Genomic DNA, 21,617 nt, shown 5'->3' on the forward strand with positions numbered 1-21,617 from the left:
TGCTATGAGTACAAATTTAATAGATGAAATTTAAGAATAGATACTAAAAAATCAGATAATTAAAAGTATATTAGCAAAATCAACGACACTATTTGGCTACTTTAATAGACTTACTAGATATATATCAGGATTCAAAATGGTTTCAGATAATGAGGCAAAGTCACCAAATCAAGTAGATGCATCACCTACCAAAAACTTTTTTGTAGAGATGCTTACTCGTGATATTGATCTAGAAGATTCAATTCTTGATCTTCTAGATAATTGTATTGATGGAATACAACGCATTATTAAAGATCGTCCAAGTTCAGATAAGCCATATCAAAATTTTTGGGCAAAAATAACATTTTCAAGTGAAGGATTTAAAATTGAGGATAACTGTGGAGGTATTCCTACAGAAGCTCAACAGTATGCTTTTAGAATGGGAAGACCTACAGACATCATTAATGGTAACACTTACACTATTGGTACTTATGGTATTGGTATGAAAAGAGCTATCTTCAAGATGGGTTGCTCTAGTACAATAACATCTCAAACTGAAAATGATTCCTTCAAAGTAACAATTGCTCCCGAATGGCTAATCTCTGATAGTTGGGAATTACCCATCGAAAAAATAGAACCTTTTCTAGCTGAAAATGGTACGGCAATTGAAGTAACACATATACGTCCTGGGATTATCACACAATTTTCATCCCCGCAATCAACTCTTCTTGACTCCCTTGCAGGAAAAATTTCCCATCACTATAGCTATATTATGAACAAAGGCTTCACTGTTTTTGTAAATGGAAAAAAAGTACCTCTAATATCTCTAAATCTTCTTTGGGATGGTGTTGAGAAAATAAATAGTCAAAATAATGTTGCCATTGCTCCATATCTTTATGAAGCTCAGAAAGATGGAGTGGAAATCAAGCTGGCAATCGGTTTTTATAGAGCAATAGCTAGTGAAGATGAAGTAAATGAGGAAACAGAAGGAATCAGACGAAGTAGTAATACAGCAGGTTGGACTATCATTTGTAATGATCGAGTAGTATTGTATTGTGACAAAACACGTTTGACTGGCTGGGGTGAACCAACAGTTCCTAGTTATCACCCTCAATTTATTGCTATTTCAGGTGTGGTACATTTTCGTAGTAAAGATGCAAGAAATCTTCCTATTACAACTACAAAAAGAGGTATAGATGCATCTTCTGAAATATATTTATATGTGAAGGATTTCATGCGGGAAGGACTGAGAATTTTTACTTCATATACTAACAAGTGGAAGAAAAATATTCCTCAAGAAAGAGAAATATCAAGTAACGCTAAGACTGCTGATTTAAATATGATATTCGAGACAATACCTGAAGAGGCTTGGAAACCAGTAAAAAGAAGAACTAGCGAGAGTAAATCCTTTTCTACTCAAAGAACTTTTACTCCTAACCTACCCGTTCCTGAAACTCAAAATACTGGAACTAGAAGAAAGAATATAAGCTTTTCAAGACCTTCAAAAGAAATTGAGATAGTTGCTGAATATTTATTTGAAGACTCTGAACGTGAAGCATCAGAAGTTGGTAATGAGTGCTTTGAAAGAATTTTGGGAGAAGCAAAATAATGAGTGGTGCATCTATTCCCTATCACCTACGACAGAATAAAGCAATTGACAGATATGCCTTCATGGAACTTCTCTCAAAAATTGACAAGTTCTGTAATATTTGTGAGTATAGTTATATAGGTTTCGGTGGTCATTCATTGGAAGATTTTAAGTATATCCACTCTTATTTTGGAATTTCCAAGATGATTTCAATAGAAGAGGATGAAGAGGTATATAAGCGACAGCAATTTAACCAGCCTCATAATTGTATTAACTGTTTTAGGAAAACTAGCAGTGATTTTATCAATGATTTTCAAAGAACTGATGGAACTATTATTTGGTTAGATTATACAAAACCATCCGATTTAAGGAAGCAAATCGAAGAATTTCAAACTATCATTAATAAACTTATTCCATTGGATGTTATAAAAATCACATTAAATGCCCATGCTGCTTCCTATCTACAAGCACCGCCAGGAGCTAAATCAGATGAAATACAAAAATCAAGATTAGAAGAGTTAAGGAGAAGATTAGGAGATATTTTCCCCTTTGCTGAAGTTACTACAGATATGATGACACAAAAGAGGTTGCCAGAAGCATTATGTCTAGTTCTAAAATTTGCTGCTAATCTAGCAACTCAGGGTATACCTGATGTTTATTTTCAACCCATAACCTCCTTCTCATATTCTGACGGACAAGAAATGTTAACTGTCACAGGCATTATTTTAGAGCAGGAACAAGAAACTAATTTTTTTGATAGAACTCATATAAAAGAATGGGGACTTAGTAACACTAATTGGGGAAAACCACAAAAGATAAATGTACCTAATCTAACGGTTAAGGAACGGTTATATATTGACGCTCTTCTACCTAATTCAGACGCAGATATAATTCAAAGTAAATTAGGATTTTCATTTGATAAAAATGATAAAAATTCACTCGAAATGTTGAATACTTATGTTCTTTTTTATCGCCAATCTCCATTTTTCTCAAGAATCCTTATTTGATAAACTATTTTTTGTATTTTAAACTAGCAGAAACTGTTACACCAATTTTGTAGAGTGCGTTACGCAACGCTAACACACCCTACTGTCTGAATCAGGATTTCCAGGATTTAAGGATGTTCAGGATGAAGAAAAAAACTCATCTTTAAAATCTGAAATATCCCCAGATAAATATTCATATAAAATCCTGTTACTCCCCTAATCCTGGGTATCCTGATTCAGACAATTAAGCATTTTCAGGATGTAGAAAAAAACTAATCTTTAAAACCTGAAATATCCCCAGATAAATATTCATACAAAATCCTGTAAATCCTTAAATCCTGGATATCCTGATTCAGACAAACTAATTTATCATTAATTAAGATTAAAAAATAATTCATGTATTGTCAAAATATCAACTTCTCCCGCCATGCTATCCAGCAAATGTTTTATCGTCGCATCAGTAAAAAAGAAGTAGAAACTGTAATAGCTTATGGACAAATAATAGAAGAAAATACTGATGATACACCATATCCCAGTTATTTAATATTAGATTTTGTAGAAGGTAAACCGATTCATGTTGTATTTTCCTACGATGAAGTTACAGATACAGGATATGTAGTAACAGCTTATATCCCTGATGTTAATATTTGGTTAGATGGTTTTACAACTAGGAGACAAAGATAATGAAATGCGTAATTTGTAAACATGGACAAACCAAACCCGGTTTAGTCACCGTCACCTTAGAAAGAGATGAATGTATTATTGTCTTAAAAAAAGTTCCCGCAGAAATTTGTGATAACTGTGGTGAATATTATTTAAGTGATACAGTTACCGAACAGGTTTTAGAAAAAGCAGAATTAGCAATTACTAAAGGAGCAGAATTAGAAATCATTAGATATGCAGCTTAAATTTCTAAAACCCATCAGGATTTTAGATGAAAAGCAAATCACCAAATTACCTCACGTCCTGGAACATAATCACGAATATTTCCCCAAACTTCATCAGGGTTAATTTCTATTTCTTCATCTATTAATTCTTATCGAAATTGTTATATAGATTCCGAAAGATTTGGTTATTTAGCAATTGGTTTTGCAAGTCCTTCTGCAATATCTTTTTTAGCACGTTGAGCAGATGCAACCAATTTTTCTTGAGTGTTCTGAAATGAATTATCCCATTTAAGTTCATCTTGCAAATCTGCCAAATATTCTCTCAGATGTTCTGCAACTTTTTCTTGTGCATCTTCAGATAAAGATTCCATCATTTTAATTACAGTAGTAATTGCTGGAGATGACATAATCTAATTTCCTTTTAAACCTTACCAGTCTATTTTACTAAACAAAACTCTATCACCAGATAATCCTGGACATCCTGATTCAGACAAATTTGCCATTTAATGTCGTACAGATGCCATAATTGCTCAACTTGAGCAAATTAGCGGGCAATTTACCTGTCAGATGCTGACTGATAGAAGTGGTCTAAGAGTGCATCTGGGAGGGTGGGGTATTGTCAATTTAATTAAATCAACCTAACAATGAAGGGAAAATTGCCAAAAAGCTGTTAGTTATTAACTGTGACTTTTTGCCAAACATGATTTTAATTGCTGACTGATTGTGATGAATATAGCTAATTTCCCGTGGTTGACGACGATTATTTTATTTCCCATAGCCGCGTCGCTACTGCTTCCCATCATCCCAGATAAAGACGGCAAAACAGTGCGCTGGTATTCCCTGATTGTCGGGTTGATAGATTTTGCGCTGATTGTTTACGCTTTTTGTACTGGTTATGATTTCTCCAATCCCGATTTGCAACTGGTGGAGAGTTACCCCTGGGTTCCCCAATTGGGTTTAAATTGGTCAGTGGGCGCTGATGGCTTGTCTATGCCCCTGATTTTGCTAACTGGGTTCATTACTACCTTGGCGGTTTTAGCAGCTTGGCCTGTCACCTTCAAGCCGAAATTATTTTTCTTCTTGATTTTGGCGATGTATGGCGGCCAAATTGCTGTGTTCGCTGTCCAGGATATGCTGTTATTCTTCCTGGTGTGGGAATTGGAACTAGTGCCAATTTACTTCCTGTTGTCGATTTGGGGCGGTAAAAAACGCCAATATGCAGCGACCAAGTTTATTTTATACACTGCTGGCGGTTCGCTGTTTATTTTGCTGTCTTCCTTGACGATGGGATTTTATGGCGATACAGTTACCTTTGATATGCGATCGCTCGCATTGAAAGATTTTGGACTCAATTTACAACTTTTACTGTACGCTGGCTTCCTCATTGCCTACGCTGTGAAGTTGCCCATCATTCCTTTGCATACCTGGCTACCAGATGCCCACGGTGAAGCTACAGCGCCCGTGCATATGTTACTAGCAGGTATTTTGCTGAAAATGGGTGGTTATGCCCTAATTCGCATGAATGCCCAAATGCTACCCGATGCCCATGCTTATGTTGCTCCAGTGTTGGTGATTTTGGGGGTAGTAAATATCATCTATGCTGCTTTAACATCCTTTGCCCAGAGGAACTTAAAACGGAAAATTGCCTACTCTTCAATTTCTCACATGGGCTTTGTTCTGATTGGTATTGCCTCTTTCACCGATTTGGGTTTAAGTGGGGCAGTTTTACAAATGGTTTCTCACGGCTTAATTGGGGCAAGTTTGTTCTTTTTAGTCGGTGCAACTTACGACCGTACACACACCTTAATGTTAGATGAAATGGGTGGTGTCGGTAAAAGAATGCGGAAGATTTTCGCTATGTTTACAACTTGTTCAATGGCATCTTTAGCATTGCCAGGAATGAGTGGTTTTGTAGCGGAATTAATGGTATTTGTTGGCTTTGCTACTAGCGATGCTTATAACCCGACATTCAAAGTAATTGTCATTTTCTTGATGGCGGTTGGTGTGATTTTAACGCCAATTTATCTACTTTCAATGTTGAGAGAAATTTTCTACGGACAAGAAAACGAAGAGTTAGTTTCTCACCAAGCTTTGATAGATGCTGAACCTCGTGAAGTCTTTATCATTGCTTGTTTGTTAATTCCCATTATTGGGATTGGTTTTTATCCCAAGTTGCTAACACAAATGTACGACGCTACAACTGTACAATTGACGGCAAGATTGCGTGATTCTGTACCAACTTTAACGGCTGAGAAAGCGGTGGGAACTGTTTCTTTGAGTGCGCCAATAATTGGTAATTAATTCGTAGTTACAACTATGAGTTATGATGAGGGTGGGTTTTATACCTGCCCTTTTTTTTAGCTTTTTTTATTCTGGTAGCCAGTCTTCATCTAAAACTAACTCTAATTCATAAAGACATTCTTCGGGAAATGTAGAAATTATCAATCCCGTTTGTTTTGTTGCTTGACGACGTGCTTTTTCATAGCTTTCTGTTAATTGTTCTTGAGGATAATTTTTGAGACTAGGACTATCTTTTATAGTTAATTCAATTTGAGTGCGTGCATCTGTGATAGAATCTAACCAACTATCGGAACGTCGTTGAGGTTGATATTGCCATTTTAGCAAGTGTAAAAGTAAGCGAATTAATTGACTAGAAATAGCTCTTTTTTCACTTTTAACCAAGTCGGAAATCTCCTCAATTAAATGTTCTTTGTCTATTTCTTGCCAACGATTTTCTAGTAATAGTTTTGCAGTTTCTTCCAGCCACATATTGAAATCTGTCTGATAAGTCACAGTCATTTTTAGTTTACCTCTAACTATAATTATTTTATGACAGATAATCAATCATCAGTGAATCATTTCATTTAAAGCTATATTAATTATTTCTTCACTAACTCCATGATGTTTCAAATTTTCAATAAAAGTAGAAATTCCTTGATTACGACTTTCTAAATAATATAATATGGCTGCGATAGGAGATGGAGGATCAATAGGATATTTTTGTTGTTCATAGACTTCTACTAAAGTCGTTAAAATATCTAATTTTTTATATTCTGGTGTATGAGGTTCAGCATCAAAAATTTGTTCGATTTCTTTTAATGCCTGTTGATAATCTGATTCTGTTTTAATGGGTTTTAAAGACATTTTTTTTGTTTCACTCAAAGTTTTATAAAATTTGTTTAATATAGTGTCAAAACTCCTAAATCTGAATTTTCTGCAAAGGCTTGGATGTCCTCTAAATGTGATTGCAAAATCTCTTCAATCTGGTTAGTTGAACAATTACCACGTCTAATCCAAATCACTTTCGGCGGATATCCACGCAGTATACTTAATTCATTAAAATCAGCATCTCTGGTAACAATTATAAATTTATTTTGTTTTGCAAATTCCCACAAAATTCTATCATCAGCTTGATCTAAACCTAAGAGAAAAACGTGCTGAGAGTTGGGGTAAATAGCAGCGAGTTTATCTACTAACCGGGGTGATAGATTATGGTCAAATAATAACTTCATGCTTGCACCATTAACATTTGTCTTTCTCTATCAGCCGCATAGCTAAGACAAGCTAAAATATCTTCTTGTGTTAAATAAGGAAAATCATTCAGTATTTCCTCATAAGTCATCCCAGAAGCAAGATATGATAAAACATCATATACAGTAATTCGCATCCCACGAATACAAGGTTTACCTCCTCGTTTTCCTGGTTCAATGGTGATAATATTTTGATATTGCATAGTGTTGAAGGGTTAGTTGTTTTTTCTATTTTAACGTTTGAGGTTATACTCTTTTTTATCTCACGAAAAGAAAGAAAATAAGGGTTTGGGCTAGAGATTTATGTTTTTAACTTTACTATTATGAGTTTATAATATATCAACATCTTCTATAATAAAAAAATTTGTGATTAAATGCTTATCAATTTTCAATGCCAATTCTCTAAAAAAATTATTCATTTTAATAGCTTTTGATAAGTCAATTTCTTTTATTTCACCATGAGCTATTTTATTGCGAATATCTGTTATTTCCTGAAAATTTTCCTTTTCTTGTTCTGTCATTTCTAATCCAAAGACATCATTTAAAATACGAGGAATTTCTTTGGATTTCATATACTTAATATTATCCAACTCCTTTTTTAGTTCATTTAATCCATAAACAGATAATAATTGTGACGGAAACATATAGCCTTGTTGTATCAATTCATTTATAGCTTTTTTATATTTTAATACTTTTCCCTTCTTTTTTGAATTTGAATCTCTCAATTGAGCAACTAAATCATTTCGGTAATTTTGTCGATTTATTTGATTATCTCGCTTTAGCTTTACATAGCTTAAATAATTTTCCACACCACCATTAATTTTAAAAAATTCCTCAATCACTGACTTAATATAGACCTCAAAATAACTAAATGCCGTAAGATATAAGAACTTGCCCAAACTTTTTTTATAATTAGGCATAATTTCTTTTAATCTATCATGGTCTGCAATTTGCTGAAAATAATCAGGATGAGGAATGTTAGGGGGTTTACCGTTACCAAGTTCAACAGCTTTTATGTAAGCATTAAGAGCAGGTACAGCATGACAAGACAAAAGTACAAAATTAAGAGACTCTTGTATTTGATTTTTCAGAATTTTGTAGTTTTCTGAATACTTTCTCATAATTTACTATTGACTTATTTACTCTTAATCACTTATTGTATAATATACATGGACTGCTAGGGTAATGGTTAGCCCACTCCCCTCCTTTCTATATGCAAGGAATGTCACTTAGTTTGCATACAAAAGGGAGCAGATTCGGTTCAATTCCGAAGCAGTCCACTTTAATTGTTTGGTTAATCAGCTTGATTATTTGTCAGAAGAATTTTGAGATCCTGGATTTTTGGGTGGTGTTTCAGGAGGTTTGGGAGGTTGGGCAGCAGGTTTGGGAGATTGAGGACGCAATTGAGAAGCGCCACTCATACTGTGCTTCTCTTCCCGTTGCTGATGCTGTTTATTAAGGTGTTGTTCTTGACTCATACTTGTTTTTTTCTCGCTGAGGTTTAGTGTTGCTGAATTAATTCCAATGATCACTACTAAAATTATACCTGTGATAAAACCCAATTCAGCAATTTTATCTAGAAGCATCAAAATTTTATCTTGGGTTTGATTCTCGCTCAGAATTTTCTCAATGTGTAAAGCGTTTCTATCAAGTATATAAATAATAGAAATAACTGTAATCAAAAAGCTAAGTAGAGTAAAACTAAACAGAAGTAGCTGAGTAAAGTTTGAAACGCCAATAGTTCTAAGTAAAGTAACCAGAACTCCAATTGCAGTTACAGATAGTGTTAATAGTTATTTATCTCTTTCAATCCTTGTGTTAATCCAAGCACTAACCATAGCACTATAGAAAGCTTTCTCTTTTTCTATATATTCTTTTTGTTGTAAATTTTCTGTATTATCTATTTTCTCATCATTCATAATATGAAGTTTATCTCAATTGGTTAGTAATTCTATATAAATTGCAGATGATAAAACTACAGCCGGACAGCGTTTAATACCTGTAACACCAGGAAAATCAACCGTTACCACATCCCCAGGATTAAATTTCACTGTGTTATTTCCTCGCTTTCAGGAAATATCGAAGCCGCATATTGTAAAGAAAAAGATGTAATATCAAGTTGATCTTCTTCTGTCCAAGTATCACTTTCATCAATAATATATAAACCTTTCCCAGCTAAATTATTTTCTAAAGCATTAAGAATGAATCTAGCAATCACATCTTGTTCAGTTTCAGGAAGTTGCTTTATTTGTGCAATGGCTTGTTCAAGTAACTTAGTCATTATTTTTCACCATTCATCATTGTCTATTTTACTGCATATCAGTTCCAGGGAATAAATTCCCTATCTCAAAGCAAAAGTCGGTTTGAACCGACTATTTTTGTTTTTTATTATCACTCTAATTCATCAGGATTCACACCTAAAGCCTTTAATTTTTCAGCTAAAAGTTGCGTTTTTCTCCTTTCTGCGGCTAAAGCTGTTTCTGCTTGTTCCAAAAGTTGAGAAATTTCTAGATATGAAGAAAACTTATTCCCATCAGGATGATAAATTTGTAATTCTTCCCCTGATAAATCAAACTTAATTCCTAACCTGGGACTAACCCAATTTTCCATTTCTGAAATGACATCTAAACCATCTTCCGTTCTTAACCATCCTCTCAACTGATTATTTTGAGGATTATAAATATAATATTCTTCTACTCCATATCTTTCATAAAATATCAATTTTCTCTCCATTTCGGTTTGCGAATTACTAGGAGAAAGAATTTCAAAAACTACGTGGGGTGCAATATTATTTTCTTGCCATTGTAAATAAGAACCGCGTTTACCTTTTGGTCGTCCAAACACAACCATAACATCTGGTGCATTGACTATATAATTTTTTCCTTCAATGGGATACCAAAATAAATCACCAGCTACAAAAACATCAGGGTTATCTGCAAATAACCAATCTAAATTTTGTTGAATAACTAATATCCAACGAAACTGTTCTGTATTATTAGCCATTGGTTGTCCATCACTGTCTGGGTAGATGACCTCTGATGTATTTAGGGGTAGAGGTTGAGTAACCATAACTTTAAATTAGTTAGTTGTTTACTTTACCAATATCTTAGCATTAAAGAAGATATACCCTAATTCTTAATAAGATCCAGGGAATAAATTCCCTGTCTAAAAGCAAAAGTCGGTTAAAACAGACTCATAACAAAAACTCTTTTCTTCCTCTCCGTGAGAAAACCCCTAAAAATCCTCATCATCCAGAAAAAACTCCGCCTCCTCATCAACGCTAGACTTCGACGCACCCAACTCCCAAAAAGGCTGTAAAATCGCTACACCAATTAAACCCACAGCCACACAAAAAGCCAACACCAACCCAAAAGGAATTTGAATAGATTGAAAAATCAAAAACCGTAAAGATACAGGCGTAGCATTCTGCACAGAAATCAGTGCGATCGCAATTACCCAAACAGCTATAACTATAGATATTAGTAAATTCACAAAACTTTTCATATTTTAATAAATAATTCCCCTCCTCGCTTGCGGGGAGGGGTTAGGGGTGGGGTTTTATCCTAACTTAGCAATTTCACTCTCCATAAATTGAGCAATTTGGCTAAGTTTTTCTGGCGAGTTAGTTTCCATATACACCCTCACCAAAGGTTCTGTACCAGAAGGACGCAGTAGCACCCAGCTACCCTCTTCTAAATACAATTTAATCCCATCCTTACGTCCGACTTCCTTCACCTTGATTCCTGCCACTACTGAAGGCGGATTTTTGGTGTAAGCATCAATCACCGCAGTTTTGTGAGACTCAGTCAGGTGTAAATCCAAGCGATTATTATACAAAGGACCATCAGCTTCAGCAATAGCTTCCTGAACCAATTGACTTAGAGGCTTACCCTCATAAGCGATCGCCTCAGCCACCAGCATATCAGCCAAAACCCCATCCTTTTCAGGAATATGGCCAATGATACTCAAACCACCAGATTCTTCTCCACCAATCAAAACAGCGGTTTCCCGCATTTTCTCACCAATGTATTTAAAACCAACAGCAGTTTCATAAATTTGCAGACCATACTTAGCAGCGAAATTATCTAACAAGTGAGTAGTTGCCACAGTGCGAACAATTGCCCCGCTCTTACCCTTGTTTTTTATCAAATGCCGTGCTAGAACTAACAGCACCGTATTGGGAGTGAGGACATTACCTTGTTCATCAACAATACCAAAGCGATCGCTATCGCCATCTGTCGCCAGACCTAAATCCGCCTGATCAGCCTTTACAGACTCCACCAACTCAACTAATTGTTCCCCTTTGGGTTCAGGCATACCGCCACCAAAAAGAACATCCCGCCAAGCGTGGAAACTTTCTAACTGACAGCCACTGTGTAGCAAAACTTCATCTAAATAACCGCGAGAGGTAGAATACAAGGCATCATACTTTACCTTTAAATTTGCACTTTTAATTTTATCCACATCCAATAATGTGTAGATAAAATTTAGATAATCTGGCTTCGGATCAAAAGTAGAAATTGAACCAGATGGATTGCTTCCGGGCAACTCATCCGATGCACTTTCTATATTTGCGACAATAGTATCAGTAATTTCTGGAGTCGCCGGACCCGCATAGTCGGGTATATATTTAATCCCACAATAAGGTGCAGGATTATGACTAGCAGTAAACATCAATGCCCCTGCGGAATTCAAGTGACGGGCGTTGTAGGCAATTACAGGAGTCGGACAATCCCGATTAGTAATTTTCACATTCCACCCTAAATCTGCCAAAACCGCAGCAGATGTCCGGGCGAATTCGTCAGCTAAAAACCGCGTATCGTAGGCAATAAGTACTGGTCGGTCTTTGCTGTAAGCAGTTTCCAAGTAAATAGCTATTGCTCTAGTTACTTTTCGCACATTGGGAAAAGTAAAATCATCAGCAATAATCCCACGCCAACCATCAGTACCAAACTTTATCTTGCTGGAATTGCTACTGTTGCTCATTTTGCTACTCTCTCCCTTGCATGATTATTACTATTAGGAAGCATCCCGCAAAGCTTGTGTAGCCGCAAGTATCCCCACCGTATTTTCTCTCACTCTCCCTGAGCAATGTCAACCCCCGATAGACCTTTTGCCAGTTATCACCTTTGGTCTTTATTTGCCCCAGCGATAGGGCAAGAACGTTGGCACTGCCAAATGAGGCGCGGATTTATTAAAGCGCGACAGCATGAACCGCAAGTCAAAGCTTTATTAATGCAAGCTACACCACCTCAGCGAATTGGTATTCTTGCCCAAAAAGGCGTTTATGAGTTTCATCATCATCGACATTTGTTAACTCAGTCTGATGGTGTTGAGAAAGTTGCCCAATTACTGAAGCTACGGGACTCTAGTGAGCAAGTCAAGCAGCGAGTACTCCAAATTTTGCAAAAATACCAAAAATCTCCCTTGCTGGTTGGTAAACACATTCTCCAATTAACTCCTGGAGATGAAGGATTTCCCAAACCAATAGTCATTGAACAACAAGATTATTGTTTTCGATTATATGCGGCTATGGACTGTGTATTTATCGAATCTGATAGCACCCTACATATTTTAGATTTTAAAACTGGTAAATCGGCTTTTGACCGTAGACAAGCACTAGTTTATTTACTCGCAGCACGTTATCTTTATCCAGGAAAAACAGCTGTAGCCTCTTTTTATAATTTGGAAGTTGGTAAAAAATCTGAATTAATAACTATTAATCATCATGAATTAGCATCCCTAGAATTTGAGTTGGCGAATATCGCCAATAGACACCAAATTGATTTACAAAAATATCAAGCAAGCAGCAGTAATTTTAGTAAAATATTTCCACCCAATCCCGGTAATCATTGCCGCTTTTGCCCCTTTAATTCAATTTGTGAGTTCTCTGATTTTCAAGGTGCAAAATTACAGGCCATGCCAATTACTAGAAATCGCTGTCAATTACCTAAACTGCACTGAATTAATCAGCTAAAACATTTATGCTCATGCTTACCGTCTAGGTATTTAATCATTGAATTTCATAGTAGTTGTCAGGTTGAATTAGAACTATAGAGTAATAATAAAACTCAGAAACAGAAAGACTTTACAACCTTGTTCCCTTCTATAATTAACAGAATTGTTTAAACAAGGATAAATCAATATTACCAAAATGAATACTTATCGCAATATTCAATTGTTCTAAAGTGCCAACAAACCAACTAATACCATCGGTAGTAGCAGCTTCATAGTGGTTAAACAAGATTGCAAATCTTTTTTCTAAAAATGGTTTGACTTTACGACAAATCAGTACGACTTTCAGTAATAAACCAATGGTTGGTAACGTCCCTTGATTACTGATCAAATCTAAGAAGATTGAGTGTTGTGGATAGGCTTGACTGTTGACCACTAAAAAGTTGAGTAAGTGACTGCAAGTTCTCACAACTAAAAAATCATTAAGATTTTGATGATCAGCTTGCGGTAACGTGCTTTGTAAATGAGAGTATAACCGCTGATTAAATTGACGCTTACCATATTGTCCATCAACAGATGAGATTAGATATTCATATAAGTCATCTTTGAAACTATGGAATTTGGCGGTTTGACTGCTATGAGTGAGAAATTTTTGCGCTTTTTCTTGATAAGTGCAGTCACCTTCAGCATTACCAATAAATTGCTTTAAGGTGCTAAAGAGATCACGGTCGCTCAACAATGTAGGATTATTGACTGGGCGTAAAATCTGATGTGCTTCAGATGGCGAAACTCTTGTTGAGATATTAACCTGACGTACTTTATACGTTACGTATTGCGACAAGTCAATTTCAAATTTTTTTTGTACCTGCTTCTGGAAGTGTATAATTGTTTCTTTTTGTTCTAAAGTAGCGTTTTCGCTAATTAAGCAATGTTCATACAAGTAAGGATAGCGACGAATCAAACTCATTAAGGGCTGACTATCTTTAGTACTATCCCATCTGGGGGTTTGATTAACTATTTGAGTGAAGCGACGTAAGATTACATACTGGTCACTTTCAGAAAAAATCTGCACTAGTTCACGCAAGCGCCTAATTTCACGCAAGCGAAAACTACCTACTCCTAATCTATTAGGAGGAGACTCAAACAATTCGATTAACTCCGCAATAGCATGATGCAACTGTGGTTGCATATACCAGCGGTTAATTAAAATGTGGCAACAACGGTTGAGGAAAAATTTAAAATCCTCCATTGCGGTTTTAGAGCCTGTAATTTTATCTAAAATTGATATAATTTCCGGCTCAGGATAATTCGCACGTTCAATGAACAGACAGCGAAAACGTTCAATCATTTGGCTAGGAGATTCCATTTGCACCAAATGAAGTAAATGTTGATATACTAGCTGCTCTTCTTGATAACAGTCATGATAATTGTGAAGGTACTCCAGTCTACCACCTGGCATTTTGGCTGAAGGTGTTTGCTCCACAGTTTTCTCAGATTCAGAACTAATCCAATTGTTCACCTGCTTTTACCGTTTACAAACGTCCTTAAGTTAGTTTTCATACTTTAAACTTGGCTTGTCAACCGTATAAATTGGTATTCAATAATGATCAAATTACTTTCTTCTCAATAGTTATCAGGAAGAATGTTATATGAATATCTTACTGCATATTACGGAAAACTACTGAGTAGTTAAATAAAGTGAACATAAATATTCCCTATCTCCAAGTAAACTTTTGATTAAGAACAGATAGAGAACTGGGGGCAAGGGGGAGTGTAGGGCAAATTCAAAAGTATTTTTACCTAATCCCTCATTGCAAACTACAAGTTCCCAGTTTCCGATTCTAAGTTAAAAAGGCGGTAATTCTTGAAGAATTGTAAACCGAATATGATTGATGGCTAATTCTCCAATAGAAATATCTTCCTTTGTTAACCGACGGCCGTTGCTAATCAAGGTTTCAAAGGTAACACCTTTACCAATTTCAATATGATACCAGCATAATCCCATAAAAAAGCGTGTAGGATAAGGACCAGCATCACCCACATCATCGGGATTAGATTCCATTGGCACCCAGCCAAAATTAGGGATGTAGAACTCTAGCCAAACATGATTAAAGTCTGGTTGCAGAGGAACTCCTTGCTGTTCTCCATAGGGAGGGCATTTATATCTACCTACAGTGCGACAAAGAATTCCATTTAAACGGCATAAAGCCAATAATACACCGACGTATTCGCCACAAGAACCAACTCCCCGTTCTAATACTACATCAGGTGTGTCAATGTATGGCTTAATCCCGTATGATAACTCATCATAAACATAATTACGGATGTTGTACATTTTCCGTAACATATTAGTTTCTGAACCAACTGCTTCACGGGCTGCACGACGGACAATAGCCGTTTCCATTGCTAAATCATCATCATCAACCAAATAGCGTTCTTGGAATGCTGGTGTCGGTTCAGGAAGTTCTTCTACATCTTTCGGTGTGATGCGATACTTTATGCCTCGGACTTCTAACAGTGCTTTCCAGCCAAATATATGCCGTTCACCGGGAGTCAGGGAATCAAATTTAAATACTGCTATTCGCTGTCCCTCAAAGATTTCTTCTGTGAAGGGTAAACCAATTGCTTCAACTTGCTTGACCTTTTGGCGTTCAGTTTCTGATGGTAGGGCAATGCGCCATTCTACATTGGGTAAATAAACCTCGTCTAGGGGTGCAATTTCCTCAACATAGGACATTTCTATAAGATAACCATTAGAGAGGGCGTAGCGCTTATCTGGCTGGTAATGATAATACAGGGGATGAATAAAAGTCATATCCCGGTAGGTTAACTCATGACAAGGGTCGGCATTGGGATTATCGCGAATATAAGGCTCCTCAGTGGCATAAGCAATGTAGAGATTTTCCTGTGTTGTATCGTTATTTCTATGTACTGCTATTCCAGTAGGAGATGCAAAAGGGGTAAGAACACTGAATCGAATTTCCCCAGTTGCCCTATCCATAGAATAAACGCTTTGTTCTGTGCGATCGCAAACCCAGAGAGTTTCCTGGGTGACGGTCAAATTTTCTATGCCCACACCAGGTGCATGAAACCGAGTAATTTCCTTGCGTGTTTCGCGGTCAAAAACTAGAATATAGCCAAGTCTTTGACAACTTACATAAACAGTCGATTCCCAAACAGCTACGCCATCAGCACCATAAGGTAAAGTGACAAAATGCTCCAAACCTAAAGAGGCAAGTTTACACCGATAAACGCTATTTTCACGGCTTACCCACAGAGTATCTTCCCAGACGGCTAAACCTGTAACTTCTGTAAACTCCTTAACTTGGTGGGGATTAAGAATTTTACTATTATCAGAGGTGGGGTCAATTTCTAGTAGATGACCTTTGATTGTATCGATAGCAATCAGTCTATCTTTGATGAAAGCAATGCCGTATAGAGTAGCAGCAGTCAGCGGTCGGATTGTTTTTTGGCCAAACATTTGGCTAACAGTCAAACTAGGGAGTACAAAACTCATATTATTAGTCATTAATCATTAGTAAAAGGCAACAGGCAACAGATTATTCTCTACATCTCCCCATCCACAATCTCCAGTCCCTAGTCCCCAATGTAACTTTAGTTGATGGAATTCCTGCCATCACTCAATTATGATCGAACTTTGTAACCATTTCCTGTGACTTACACGATGTCTGCTCATTCTTTGCCTCAAGGTGCCGTTGTTTGGCATAGTTTAGAAGTTGATAAAGCGCTAGACCTGCTTGATAGTAACCTAGACAGTGGGTTAACACCTCAAGAGATTCAACAAAGGTTGCAAAAATACGGACCTAATGAACTAGAAGAACATGGCGGCCGAAGCGCTTGGGAGATTCTTCTGGATCAGTTCACAAACATCATGTTGTTGATGTTGATCGGTGTAGCCCTCATTTCGGGTTTTTTAGATTTTTTGGCGTTGCAAGGAGGCACATTAAAATCTAATGAAGTACCATTCAAAGACACAATTGCGATTATGGCGATTGTTATCCTCAATGGTATTTTGGGCTATGTGCAGGAAAGCCGTGCTGAACAAGCTTTAGCGGCGCTGAAAAAAATGACCTCTCCTCTAGTCAGAGTCATCCGTGACCGTAAACTAGTGGAAATTGCAGCTAAAGAATTAGTACCTGGGGATGTGATGCTGCTGGAAGCTGGTATGCAAATAGCGGCTGATGGACGCTTAATAGAACAGTCTAATTTGCAAGTGCGGGAGTCGGCACTAACCGGTGAAGCCGAAGCGGTGAATAAGCAGGCAACTCTCACATTACCAGAAGAAACATCTTTAGGCGATCGCATTAATTTAGTTTTTCAAGGAACGGAAGTAGTCCAAGGACGGGCTACAGTGCTTGTCACTAATACCGGCATGACAACGGAACTAGGCAAAATTGCCACGATGTTGCAGTCTGTGGATAGTGAACCTACACCCTTACAGCAGCGCATGACTCAACTGGGTAATGTGCTGGTGACAGGTTCTTTGATTCTTGTAGCCATAGTTGTGGGTGGTGGACTCATTAATGATTTAGTGAAGGGAATAGGCTGGGTTAATTTACAAGAACTGGTGGAAGTTTCTCTGAGTATGGCGGTGGCTGTAGTTCCTGAAGGTTTACCCGCTGTAATTACTGTGACTTTGGCTTTGGGAACTCAGCGGATGGTGCGTCATCATGCTTTAATTCGTAAATTACCAGCAGTAGAAACTCTTGGTTCTGTAACTACGATTTGTTCTGATAAAACTGGAACTCTGACTCAAAATAAAATGGTGGTGCAGTCAGTTTACACCAATCAAAAAAGTTTCCGAGTTACGGGTGAAGGTTATGTCCCCATTGGAGATTTTCAGTTAGAGGGGCAGAAAGTTGACCTTGATGAAAATCCCGAAATATCCGCTTTACTGGTTGCTTGTGCCGTTTGTAATGATTCAGTACTGCAAAAAGAAGCAGGGGAATGGGCAATTTTAGGCGACCCCACAGAAGGGGCTTTGGTAACATTGGCAGGTAAAGCCGGAATTGAAAAAGACCAATGGCATAGTAAATTACCCCGTGTGTCTGAGTTTCCCTTTTCTTCAGAACGGAAACGCATGAGTGTAATTTGTCAAGTAGAAGAAATTGCCACGGGTGATCCGGCTATGAGTGGGGTTGACCCGTTAATAGCAGGGTTTTTAGCATCTGAACAATATCTAATGTTTACCAAGGGTTCACCAGAATTAACATTAGCGCGTTGCAATCAGATTTATACGGGGAATACCTCAACCCTCATTGATGAAGAACGACGCGCCCAAATTTTGGCAGCAAATGACCAAATGGCATCTCAAGGTTTACGGGTGTTAGGTTTTGCTTATAAACCTCTTACAGAAGTAGCCCCAGAGGCTTCAGAAGATGCTTCTGAACAAGATTTGGTATGGTTAGGCTTAGTGGGAATGTTGGATGCACCACGCCCCGAAGTCAGGGCAGCTGTGCAAGAATGTCGCCAAGCCGGGATTCGCCCCATTATGATTACTGGTGATCATCAATTGACAGCACGGGCGATCGCTGTAGACTTAGGTATAGCAGATGCAGATGCCAGAGTCCTCACTGGTCAAGAATTGCAACGAATGACTGATAAAGAAATAGAGGAACAAGTTGATTTAGTCAGTATTTACGCTAGAGTTTCTCCTGAACATAAACTGCGAATTGTCCAAGCTTTGCAACGTCGTGGTCGATTTGTCGCTATGACGGGCGATGGAGTCAATGATGCCCCTGCCCTCAAACAAGCCGATATAGGCATTGCTATGGGCATTACAGGTACAGATGTGAGTAAAGAAGCCAGCGATATGGTGCTGTTAGATGATAACTTTGCGACTATCGTCGCCGCTACGAAAGAAGGTCGAGTTGTTTACACTAACATCCGTCGTTTTATTAAATACATCTTGGGTAGTAACATTGGTGAAGTTCTCACCATTGCCGCTGCACCTTTAATTGGCTTAGGTGGTGTACCTTTAACTCCTTTGCAAATTTTGTGGATGAACTTAGTCACGGATGGTTTACCTGCTTTAGCATTAGCTGTAGAACCCCCAGAACCAGATGTGATGCAACGTCCTCCTTTTAGTCCCCGTGAAAGTATTTTTGCTAGGGGATTAGGTGCTTACATGGTTCGGATTGGGATTGTTTTCGCCATCATTTCTATTTCTTTGATGTATTGGGCTTATAATCACACCCATGCAGCAGGTTATCAGGGTAATCCCGAAACTTGGAAAACAATGGTATTTACTACTCTTTGTATCGCACAAATGGGTCATGCGATCGCTATTCGTTCTAATAACCAACTCACAATTGAAATGAATCCTTTTTCTAATCTTTTTGTACTGGGTTCTGTGATTGTGACAACAATTTTGCAGTTAATGTTAGTTTACGTCGAACCCTTAAGAAATTTCTTTGGTACTCACTGGTTAAGTCTTTCAGAATTAGCTATTTGTATTGGTTTCAGTAGTTTGATGTTTGTCTGGGTTGAATGTGAAAAATTATTCTTCCGTTTTATGGGCAAAAGGACTGTTTAATTGGTGATTGGTGATTGGTGATTGGTGATTGGTAATTGGTAATTGGTAATTGGTAATTGGTGATTGGTAATTGGTAAAAAAATAAATATTACCATTACCAAACATAAGTATCTCACTATAAGTATCTCACTAGATAACTAGCACCTTACCTTATTAATCATTATCTATTTATTACCCAGTCCCCAATACCCAGTCCCCAGTCCCCAATACCTAATCCCCTATGCTATGTACCTAAAAACCCTACACCTCCGACAGTTTCGCAATTACCAAGAGCAAAAAATTGAGTTTACCGCTGCCAAAACAATTTTGGTAGGTAATAATGCTCAGGGAAAATCGAATTTGTTGGAGGCTGTGGAGTTATTAGCAACATTGCGCTCGCACCGGATGGCACGCGATCGTGATTTAGTTAAAGAAGGGGAAAGTATTGCCCAAATTCATGCCACTCTAGAAAGAACATCTGGTATCAGTGACTTAACCCTGACACTACGCCGTAATGCTCGTCGCACTGTGGCTATTAATGGCGAAACGGTTCGTCGTCAACTGGATTTTCTGGGCGTAATTAATGCAGTTGAGTTTTCCAGTTTGGATTTAGAATTAGTGCGCGGTAGTCCTGAAGTTCGTCGTCACTGGTTAGATACACTTTTAATTCAACTCGAACCAGTTTATGCTCACATTTTGCATCAATATCACCAAGTGCTACGTCAACGCAATGCTTGTTTGAAAAGGAGCCAGGAATCAGGAGTCAAAAGTCAAAACTCAGAACTAGCTATTTGGGATACACAGTTAGTCACCGCTGGAACCAGGGTAATTATCAGACGTGACAGAGCTATTCAAAAACTAGCGCCTATTGCCGCTGCTTGGCACGCTAGTATAAGTGGCAGTACAGAAGTTTTAAAAGTTAATTATGCGTCAAATGTCCCACTCGAAAAAAATCACCCCGAAGTAGTACAACAAGCATTTTTAGCTAAAATTCAACAGCGAACTCTTACAGAATTAGATAGAGGTATTACCCTGGTCGGTCCTCACCGCGACGAAGTGGAATTGATCATTAACCAAACACCCGCTCGTCAATATGGTTCTCAAGGACAACAACGAACATTAGTTCTGGCTTTAAAATTAGCGGAATTAAAATTAATCGAAGCAGTTGTCAACGAGCCACCCTTACTTTTGCTAGATGATGTCTTAGCAGAATTAGATCCATACCGTCAAAATCAATTGTTTGAAGCTATCCAAGACCACTTTCAGACATTGATTACTACTACTCATTTAGGTTCTTTTGAACAAGATTGGTTAAAGTCTTCCCAAATTATCTGTGTGAAAGCAGGAGAACTAAGCTAATGTTATTTAAGTTGCATAATTCACAGACTTAGAAAGACACAGGGAAAACAGGAAACCGGAAATTTATTTGTAGGTTGAATTAAGTGAATTGATGATTCAGACGAGAACAGGAAGCAACTCTTAACAGGAAAAACTCATGTTTAAAAACATGAGATTGAAATAATGACACTGTTTTTTTCGTGTCACTCTCCTTGTAAAAACATCCTTTTTTTTACTGAGCTTTAAACTCAGAACTAAAGTTTCTTATCTGTTCCCTGTTCCCTGTTCCCTTTTTTTGTAATTTTACCAAAAGAATTACAAATATTGTTTCTGTTACCTGTTTCTTAATTCTTAAATTCTGCCCTAAAGCATTTGCATCAGATATTTTGTGAAATGGGATTAAATATGAATCGCAGAAATTATGTATTAGATAAAGATGAAATTAAATCACTAGGTGCATCATTAAGAAGCATTGAGCCAAAGCTACTCAAACCATCTTTAAAAGCAGATACAGTGAAAATTTGGTTACAAGGTGGAGAGCCTTATTTTGATATTTTTTTTGAATTAAGTAATGATGAAATTATATGGTTTCAATTTACTTTACGTGGTAAATCACTTTCTTGGCATACTCAAACCACTAAACTGCAAACAGGTATTACCAATGAATTAAAGATTGATAATGTAAGTTTTTATGCAGCTAGTAAAACCGTAGAGAATGACGATATCTGTGATGCTAACTTTATAGAGTTAGTCAAATCCATTCTCCAAACAAGAGCAGAAGAAGAAATTTTTGCCAAAGCCTTGTCATTGTTTAATTAG

General features: G+C 37.3%; 23 protein-coding genes. 9 read left to right on the forward strand and 14 right to left on the reverse strand.

Going from position 1 to position 21,617, the window contains the following annotated elements; translation table 11 throughout:
- Positions 1-136 precede the first annotated feature (136 nt).
- The 4 genes from ANA7108_RS0112445 to ANA7108_RS0112465 all read left to right on the forward strand — a co-directional run bounded on the left by ANA7108_RS0112445 (position 137) and on the right by ANA7108_RS0112465 (position 3,461).
- On the forward strand, positions 137-1,588 hold the full coding sequence (locus ANA7108_RS0112445) for an ATP-binding protein (RefSeq protein ID WP_016951123.1): 1,452 nt from the start codon (positions 137-139) through the stop codon (positions 1,586-1,588).
- Complete coding sequence (locus ANA7108_RS0112450; RefSeq protein WP_016951124.1) at positions 1,588-2,574, forward strand: O-methyltransferase; 987 nt, start codon at positions 1,588-1,590, stop codon at positions 2,572-2,574. Before ANA7108_RS0112445 ends, ANA7108_RS0112450 begins: the two co-directional genes overlap by 1 nt.
- A gap of 375 nt (positions 2,575-2,949) precedes the next feature.
- On the forward strand, positions 2,950-3,237 hold the full coding sequence (locus ANA7108_RS0112460) for a DUF4258 domain-containing protein (RefSeq protein WP_016951126.1): 288 nt from the start codon (positions 2,950-2,952) through the stop codon (positions 3,235-3,237).
- Positions 3,237-3,461, forward strand: a complete 225-nt coding sequence (locus tag ANA7108_RS0112465) for a type II toxin-antitoxin system MqsA family antitoxin (RefSeq protein ID WP_016951127.1) — start codon at positions 3,237-3,239, stop codon at positions 3,459-3,461. Before ANA7108_RS0112460 ends, ANA7108_RS0112465 begins: the two co-directional genes overlap by 1 nt.
- 164 nt (positions 3,462-3,625) lie before the next feature.
- Here ANA7108_RS0112465 and ANA7108_RS0112470 read toward each other — a convergent pair whose 3' ends face one another.
- Entirely contained in the window at positions 3,626-3,847 is a 222-nt protein-coding gene (locus ANA7108_RS0112470; protein ID WP_016951128.1) for a hypothetical protein, read from the reverse strand.
- Positions 3,848-4,166: 319 nt separating this feature from the next.
- Between ANA7108_RS0112470 and ANA7108_RS0112475 the strand changes: the two genes are divergently transcribed.
- The gene (locus ANA7108_RS0112475) at positions 4,167-5,741 is read left to right on the forward strand and encodes an NAD(P)H-quinone oxidoreductase subunit 4 (protein ID WP_016951129.1); all 1,575 of its coding nucleotides are present in this window, start codon (positions 4,167-4,169) and stop codon (positions 5,739-5,741) included.
- Between the two features lie 66 nt (positions 5,742-5,807).
- Here ANA7108_RS0112475 and ANA7108_RS0112480 read toward each other — a convergent pair whose 3' ends face one another.
- The 11 genes from ANA7108_RS0112480 to ANA7108_RS0112535 all read right to left on the reverse strand — a co-directional run bounded on the left by ANA7108_RS0112480 (position 5,808) and on the right by ANA7108_RS0112535 (position 11,956).
- Positions 5,808-6,239: a DUF29 domain-containing protein gene (locus ANA7108_RS0112480; protein WP_016951130.1), complete on the reverse strand. Its 432-nt coding sequence runs from the start codon at positions 6,237-6,239 to the stop codon at positions 5,808-5,810.
- Between the two features lie 48 nt (positions 6,240-6,287).
- Positions 6,288-6,584: a type II toxin-antitoxin system HigA family antitoxin gene (locus tag ANA7108_RS0112485; protein ID WP_016951131.1), complete on the reverse strand. Its 297-nt coding sequence runs from the start codon at positions 6,582-6,584 to the stop codon at positions 6,288-6,290.
- A 35-nt stretch (positions 6,585-6,619) separates the two neighbouring features.
- A complete protein-coding gene (locus tag ANA7108_RS0112490; protein ID WP_016951132.1) occupies positions 6,620-6,952 on the reverse strand; it encodes a DUF5615 family PIN-like protein in 333 nt (110 codons plus the stop codon).
- Positions 6,949-7,173 carry a DUF433 domain-containing protein gene (locus ANA7108_RS0112495; RefSeq protein WP_015214973.1) on the reverse strand — a complete coding sequence of 75 codons (225 nt, stop codon included), beginning with the start codon at positions 7,171-7,173 and terminating at the stop codon, positions 6,949-6,951. The genes ANA7108_RS0112490 and ANA7108_RS0112495 overlap by 4 nt, the downstream gene beginning before the upstream one ends.
- A 126-nt stretch (positions 7,174-7,299) precedes the next feature.
- The gene (locus ANA7108_RS0112500; protein WP_016951133.1) at positions 7,300-8,091 is read right to left on the reverse strand and encodes a HEPN domain-containing protein; all 792 of its coding nucleotides are present in this window, start codon (positions 8,089-8,091) and stop codon (positions 7,300-7,302) included.
- A 186-nt stretch (positions 8,092-8,277) separates the two neighbouring features.
- Positions 8,278-8,652: a hypothetical protein gene (locus ANA7108_RS0112505; RefSeq protein ID WP_016951134.1), complete on the reverse strand. Its 375-nt coding sequence runs from the start codon at positions 8,650-8,652 to the stop codon at positions 8,278-8,280.
- Between the two features lie 111 nt (positions 8,653-8,763).
- Positions 8,764-8,889, reverse strand: coding sequence for a hypothetical protein (locus ANA7108_RS31195; protein WP_016951135.1), 126 nt, complete (start codon positions 8,887-8,889; stop codon positions 8,764-8,766).
- A 128-nt stretch (positions 8,890-9,017) separates the two neighbouring features.
- Positions 9,018-9,251 carry a hypothetical protein gene (locus ANA7108_RS0112520; protein ID WP_016951137.1) on the reverse strand — a complete coding sequence of 78 codons (234 nt, stop codon included), beginning with the start codon at positions 9,249-9,251 and terminating at the stop codon, positions 9,018-9,020.
- Positions 9,252-9,361: 110 nt separating this feature from the next.
- Complete coding sequence (locus ANA7108_RS0112525; protein WP_016951138.1) at positions 9,362-10,039, reverse strand: Uma2 family endonuclease; 678 nt, start codon at positions 10,037-10,039, stop codon at positions 9,362-9,364.
- A 165-nt stretch (positions 10,040-10,204) separates the two neighbouring features.
- A complete protein-coding gene (locus tag ANA7108_RS0112530) occupies positions 10,205-10,474 on the reverse strand; it encodes a LapA family protein (protein ID WP_016951139.1) in 270 nt (89 codons plus the stop codon).
- A 54-nt stretch (positions 10,475-10,528) separates the two neighbouring features.
- Entirely contained in the window at positions 10,529-11,956 is a 1,428-nt protein-coding gene (locus tag ANA7108_RS0112535) for a phosphoglucomutase/phosphomannomutase family protein (protein ID WP_016951140.1), read from the reverse strand.
- A 105-nt stretch (positions 11,957-12,061) separates the two neighbouring features.
- Between ANA7108_RS0112535 and ANA7108_RS0112540 the strand changes: the two genes are divergently transcribed.
- On the forward strand, positions 12,062-12,934 hold the full coding sequence (locus tag ANA7108_RS0112540) for a PD-(D/E)XK nuclease family protein (protein ID WP_016951141.1): 873 nt from the start codon (positions 12,062-12,064) through the stop codon (positions 12,932-12,934).
- 148 nt (positions 12,935-13,082) lie between these two features.
- On the opposite strand, the gene ANA7108_RS0112545 is transcribed toward ANA7108_RS0112540, so the two are convergent.
- Together ANA7108_RS0112545 and ANA7108_RS0112550 are read right to left on the reverse strand one after the other, a co-directional pair.
- Positions 13,083-14,444, reverse strand: coding sequence for a hypothetical protein (locus ANA7108_RS0112545; protein ID WP_016951142.1), 1,362 nt, complete (start codon positions 14,442-14,444; stop codon positions 13,083-13,085).
- 327 nt (positions 14,445-14,771) lie between these two features.
- A complete protein-coding gene (locus tag ANA7108_RS0112550; RefSeq protein WP_026104151.1) occupies positions 14,772-16,442 on the reverse strand; it encodes a transglutaminase family protein in 1,671 nt (556 codons plus the stop codon).
- Positions 16,443-16,610: 168 nt separating this feature from the next.
- Here ANA7108_RS0112550 and ANA7108_RS0112555 point away from each other — a divergent pair, with 168 nt between their 5' ends.
- From ANA7108_RS0112555 to ANA7108_RS0112570, 3 genes are all read left to right on the forward strand, one after another.
- Positions 16,611-19,481, forward strand: coding sequence for a cation-translocating P-type ATPase (locus tag ANA7108_RS0112555; RefSeq protein ID WP_016951144.1), 2,871 nt, complete (start codon positions 16,611-16,613; stop codon positions 19,479-19,481).
- Positions 19,482-19,706: 225 nt separating this feature from the next.
- Positions 19,707-20,819: a DNA replication/repair protein RecF gene (gene recF, locus ANA7108_RS0112565; RefSeq protein WP_016951146.1), complete on the forward strand. Its 1,113-nt coding sequence runs from the start codon at positions 19,707-19,709 to the stop codon at positions 20,817-20,819.
- Between the two features lie 384 nt (positions 20,820-21,203).
- Entirely contained in the window at positions 21,204-21,617 is a 414-nt protein-coding gene (locus ANA7108_RS0112570) for a hypothetical protein (protein WP_026104152.1), read from the forward strand.

The organism is Anabaena sp. PCC 7108 (assembly GCF_000332135.1).
GTDB lineage: Bacteria > Cyanobacteriota > Cyanobacteriia > Cyanobacteriales > Nostocaceae > Anabaena.

Excerpts from the sequence above, each read along its gene's own strand:
- ANA7108_RS0112445 (WP_016951123.1), top strand. The coding sequence starts at position 137 with ATGGTTTCAGATAATGAGGCAAAGTCACCAAATCAAGTAGATGCATCA.
- ANA7108_RS0112450 (WP_016951124.1), top strand. The coding sequence starts at position 1,588 with ATGAGTGGTGCATCTATTCCCTATCACCTACGACAGAATAAAGCAATT.
- ANA7108_RS0112460 (WP_016951126.1), top strand. The coding sequence starts at position 2,950 with ATGTATTGTCAAAATATCAACTTCTCCCGCCATGCTATCCAGCAAATG.
- ANA7108_RS0112465 (WP_016951127.1), top strand. The coding sequence starts at position 3,237 with ATGAAATGCGTAATTTGTAAACATGGACAAACCAAACCCGGTTTAGTC.
- ANA7108_RS0112470 (WP_016951128.1), bottom strand. The coding sequence starts at position 3,847 with ATGTCATCTCCAGCAATTACTACTGTAATTAAAATGATGGAATCTTTA.
- ANA7108_RS0112475 (WP_016951129.1), top strand. The coding sequence starts at position 4,167 with ATGAATATAGCTAATTTCCCGTGGTTGACGACGATTATTTTATTTCCC.
- ANA7108_RS0112480 (WP_016951130.1), bottom strand. The coding sequence starts at position 6,239 with ATGACTGTGACTTATCAGACAGATTTCAATATGTGGCTGGAAGAAACT.
- ANA7108_RS0112485 (WP_016951131.1), bottom strand. The coding sequence starts at position 6,584 with ATGTCTTTAAAACCCATTAAAACAGAATCAGATTATCAACAGGCATTA.
- ANA7108_RS0112490 (WP_016951132.1), bottom strand. The coding sequence starts at position 6,952 with ATGAAGTTATTATTTGACCATAATCTATCACCCCGGTTAGTAGATAAA.
- ANA7108_RS0112495 (WP_015214973.1), bottom strand. The coding sequence starts at position 7,173 with ATGCAATATCAAAATATTATCACCATTGAACCAGGAAAACGAGGAGGT.
- ANA7108_RS0112500 (WP_016951133.1), bottom strand. The coding sequence starts at position 8,091 with ATGAGAAAGTATTCAGAAAACTACAAAATTCTGAAAAATCAAATACAA.
- ANA7108_RS31195 (WP_016951135.1), bottom strand. The coding sequence starts at position 8,889 with ATGAATGATGAGAAAATAGATAATACAGAAAATTTACAACAAAAAGAA.
- ANA7108_RS0112520 (WP_016951137.1), bottom strand. The coding sequence starts at position 9,251 with ATGACTAAGTTACTTGAACAAGCCATTGCACAAATAAAGCAACTTCCT.
- ANA7108_RS0112525 (WP_016951138.1), bottom strand. The coding sequence starts at position 10,039 with ATGGTTACTCAACCTCTACCCCTAAATACATCAGAGGTCATCTACCCA.
- ANA7108_RS0112530 (WP_016951139.1), bottom strand. The coding sequence starts at position 10,474 with ATGAAAAGTTTTGTGAATTTACTAATATCTATAGTTATAGCTGTTTGG.
- ANA7108_RS0112535 (WP_016951140.1), bottom strand. The coding sequence starts at position 11,956 with ATGAGCAACAGTAGCAATTCCAGCAAGATAAAGTTTGGTACTGATGGT.
- ANA7108_RS0112540 (WP_016951141.1), top strand. The coding sequence starts at position 12,062 with ATGTCAACCCCCGATAGACCTTTTGCCAGTTATCACCTTTGGTCTTTA.
- ANA7108_RS0112550 (WP_026104151.1), bottom strand. The coding sequence starts at position 16,442 with ATGAGTTTTGTACTCCCTAGTTTGACTGTTAGCCAAATGTTTGGCCAA.
- ANA7108_RS0112555 (WP_016951144.1), top strand. The coding sequence starts at position 16,611 with ATGTCTGCTCATTCTTTGCCTCAAGGTGCCGTTGTTTGGCATAGTTTA.
- recF (WP_016951146.1), top strand. The coding sequence starts at position 19,707 with ATGTACCTAAAAACCCTACACCTCCGACAGTTTCGCAATTACCAAGAG.
- ANA7108_RS0112570 (WP_026104152.1), top strand. The coding sequence starts at position 21,204 with ATGAATCGCAGAAATTATGTATTAGATAAAGATGAAATTAAATCACTA.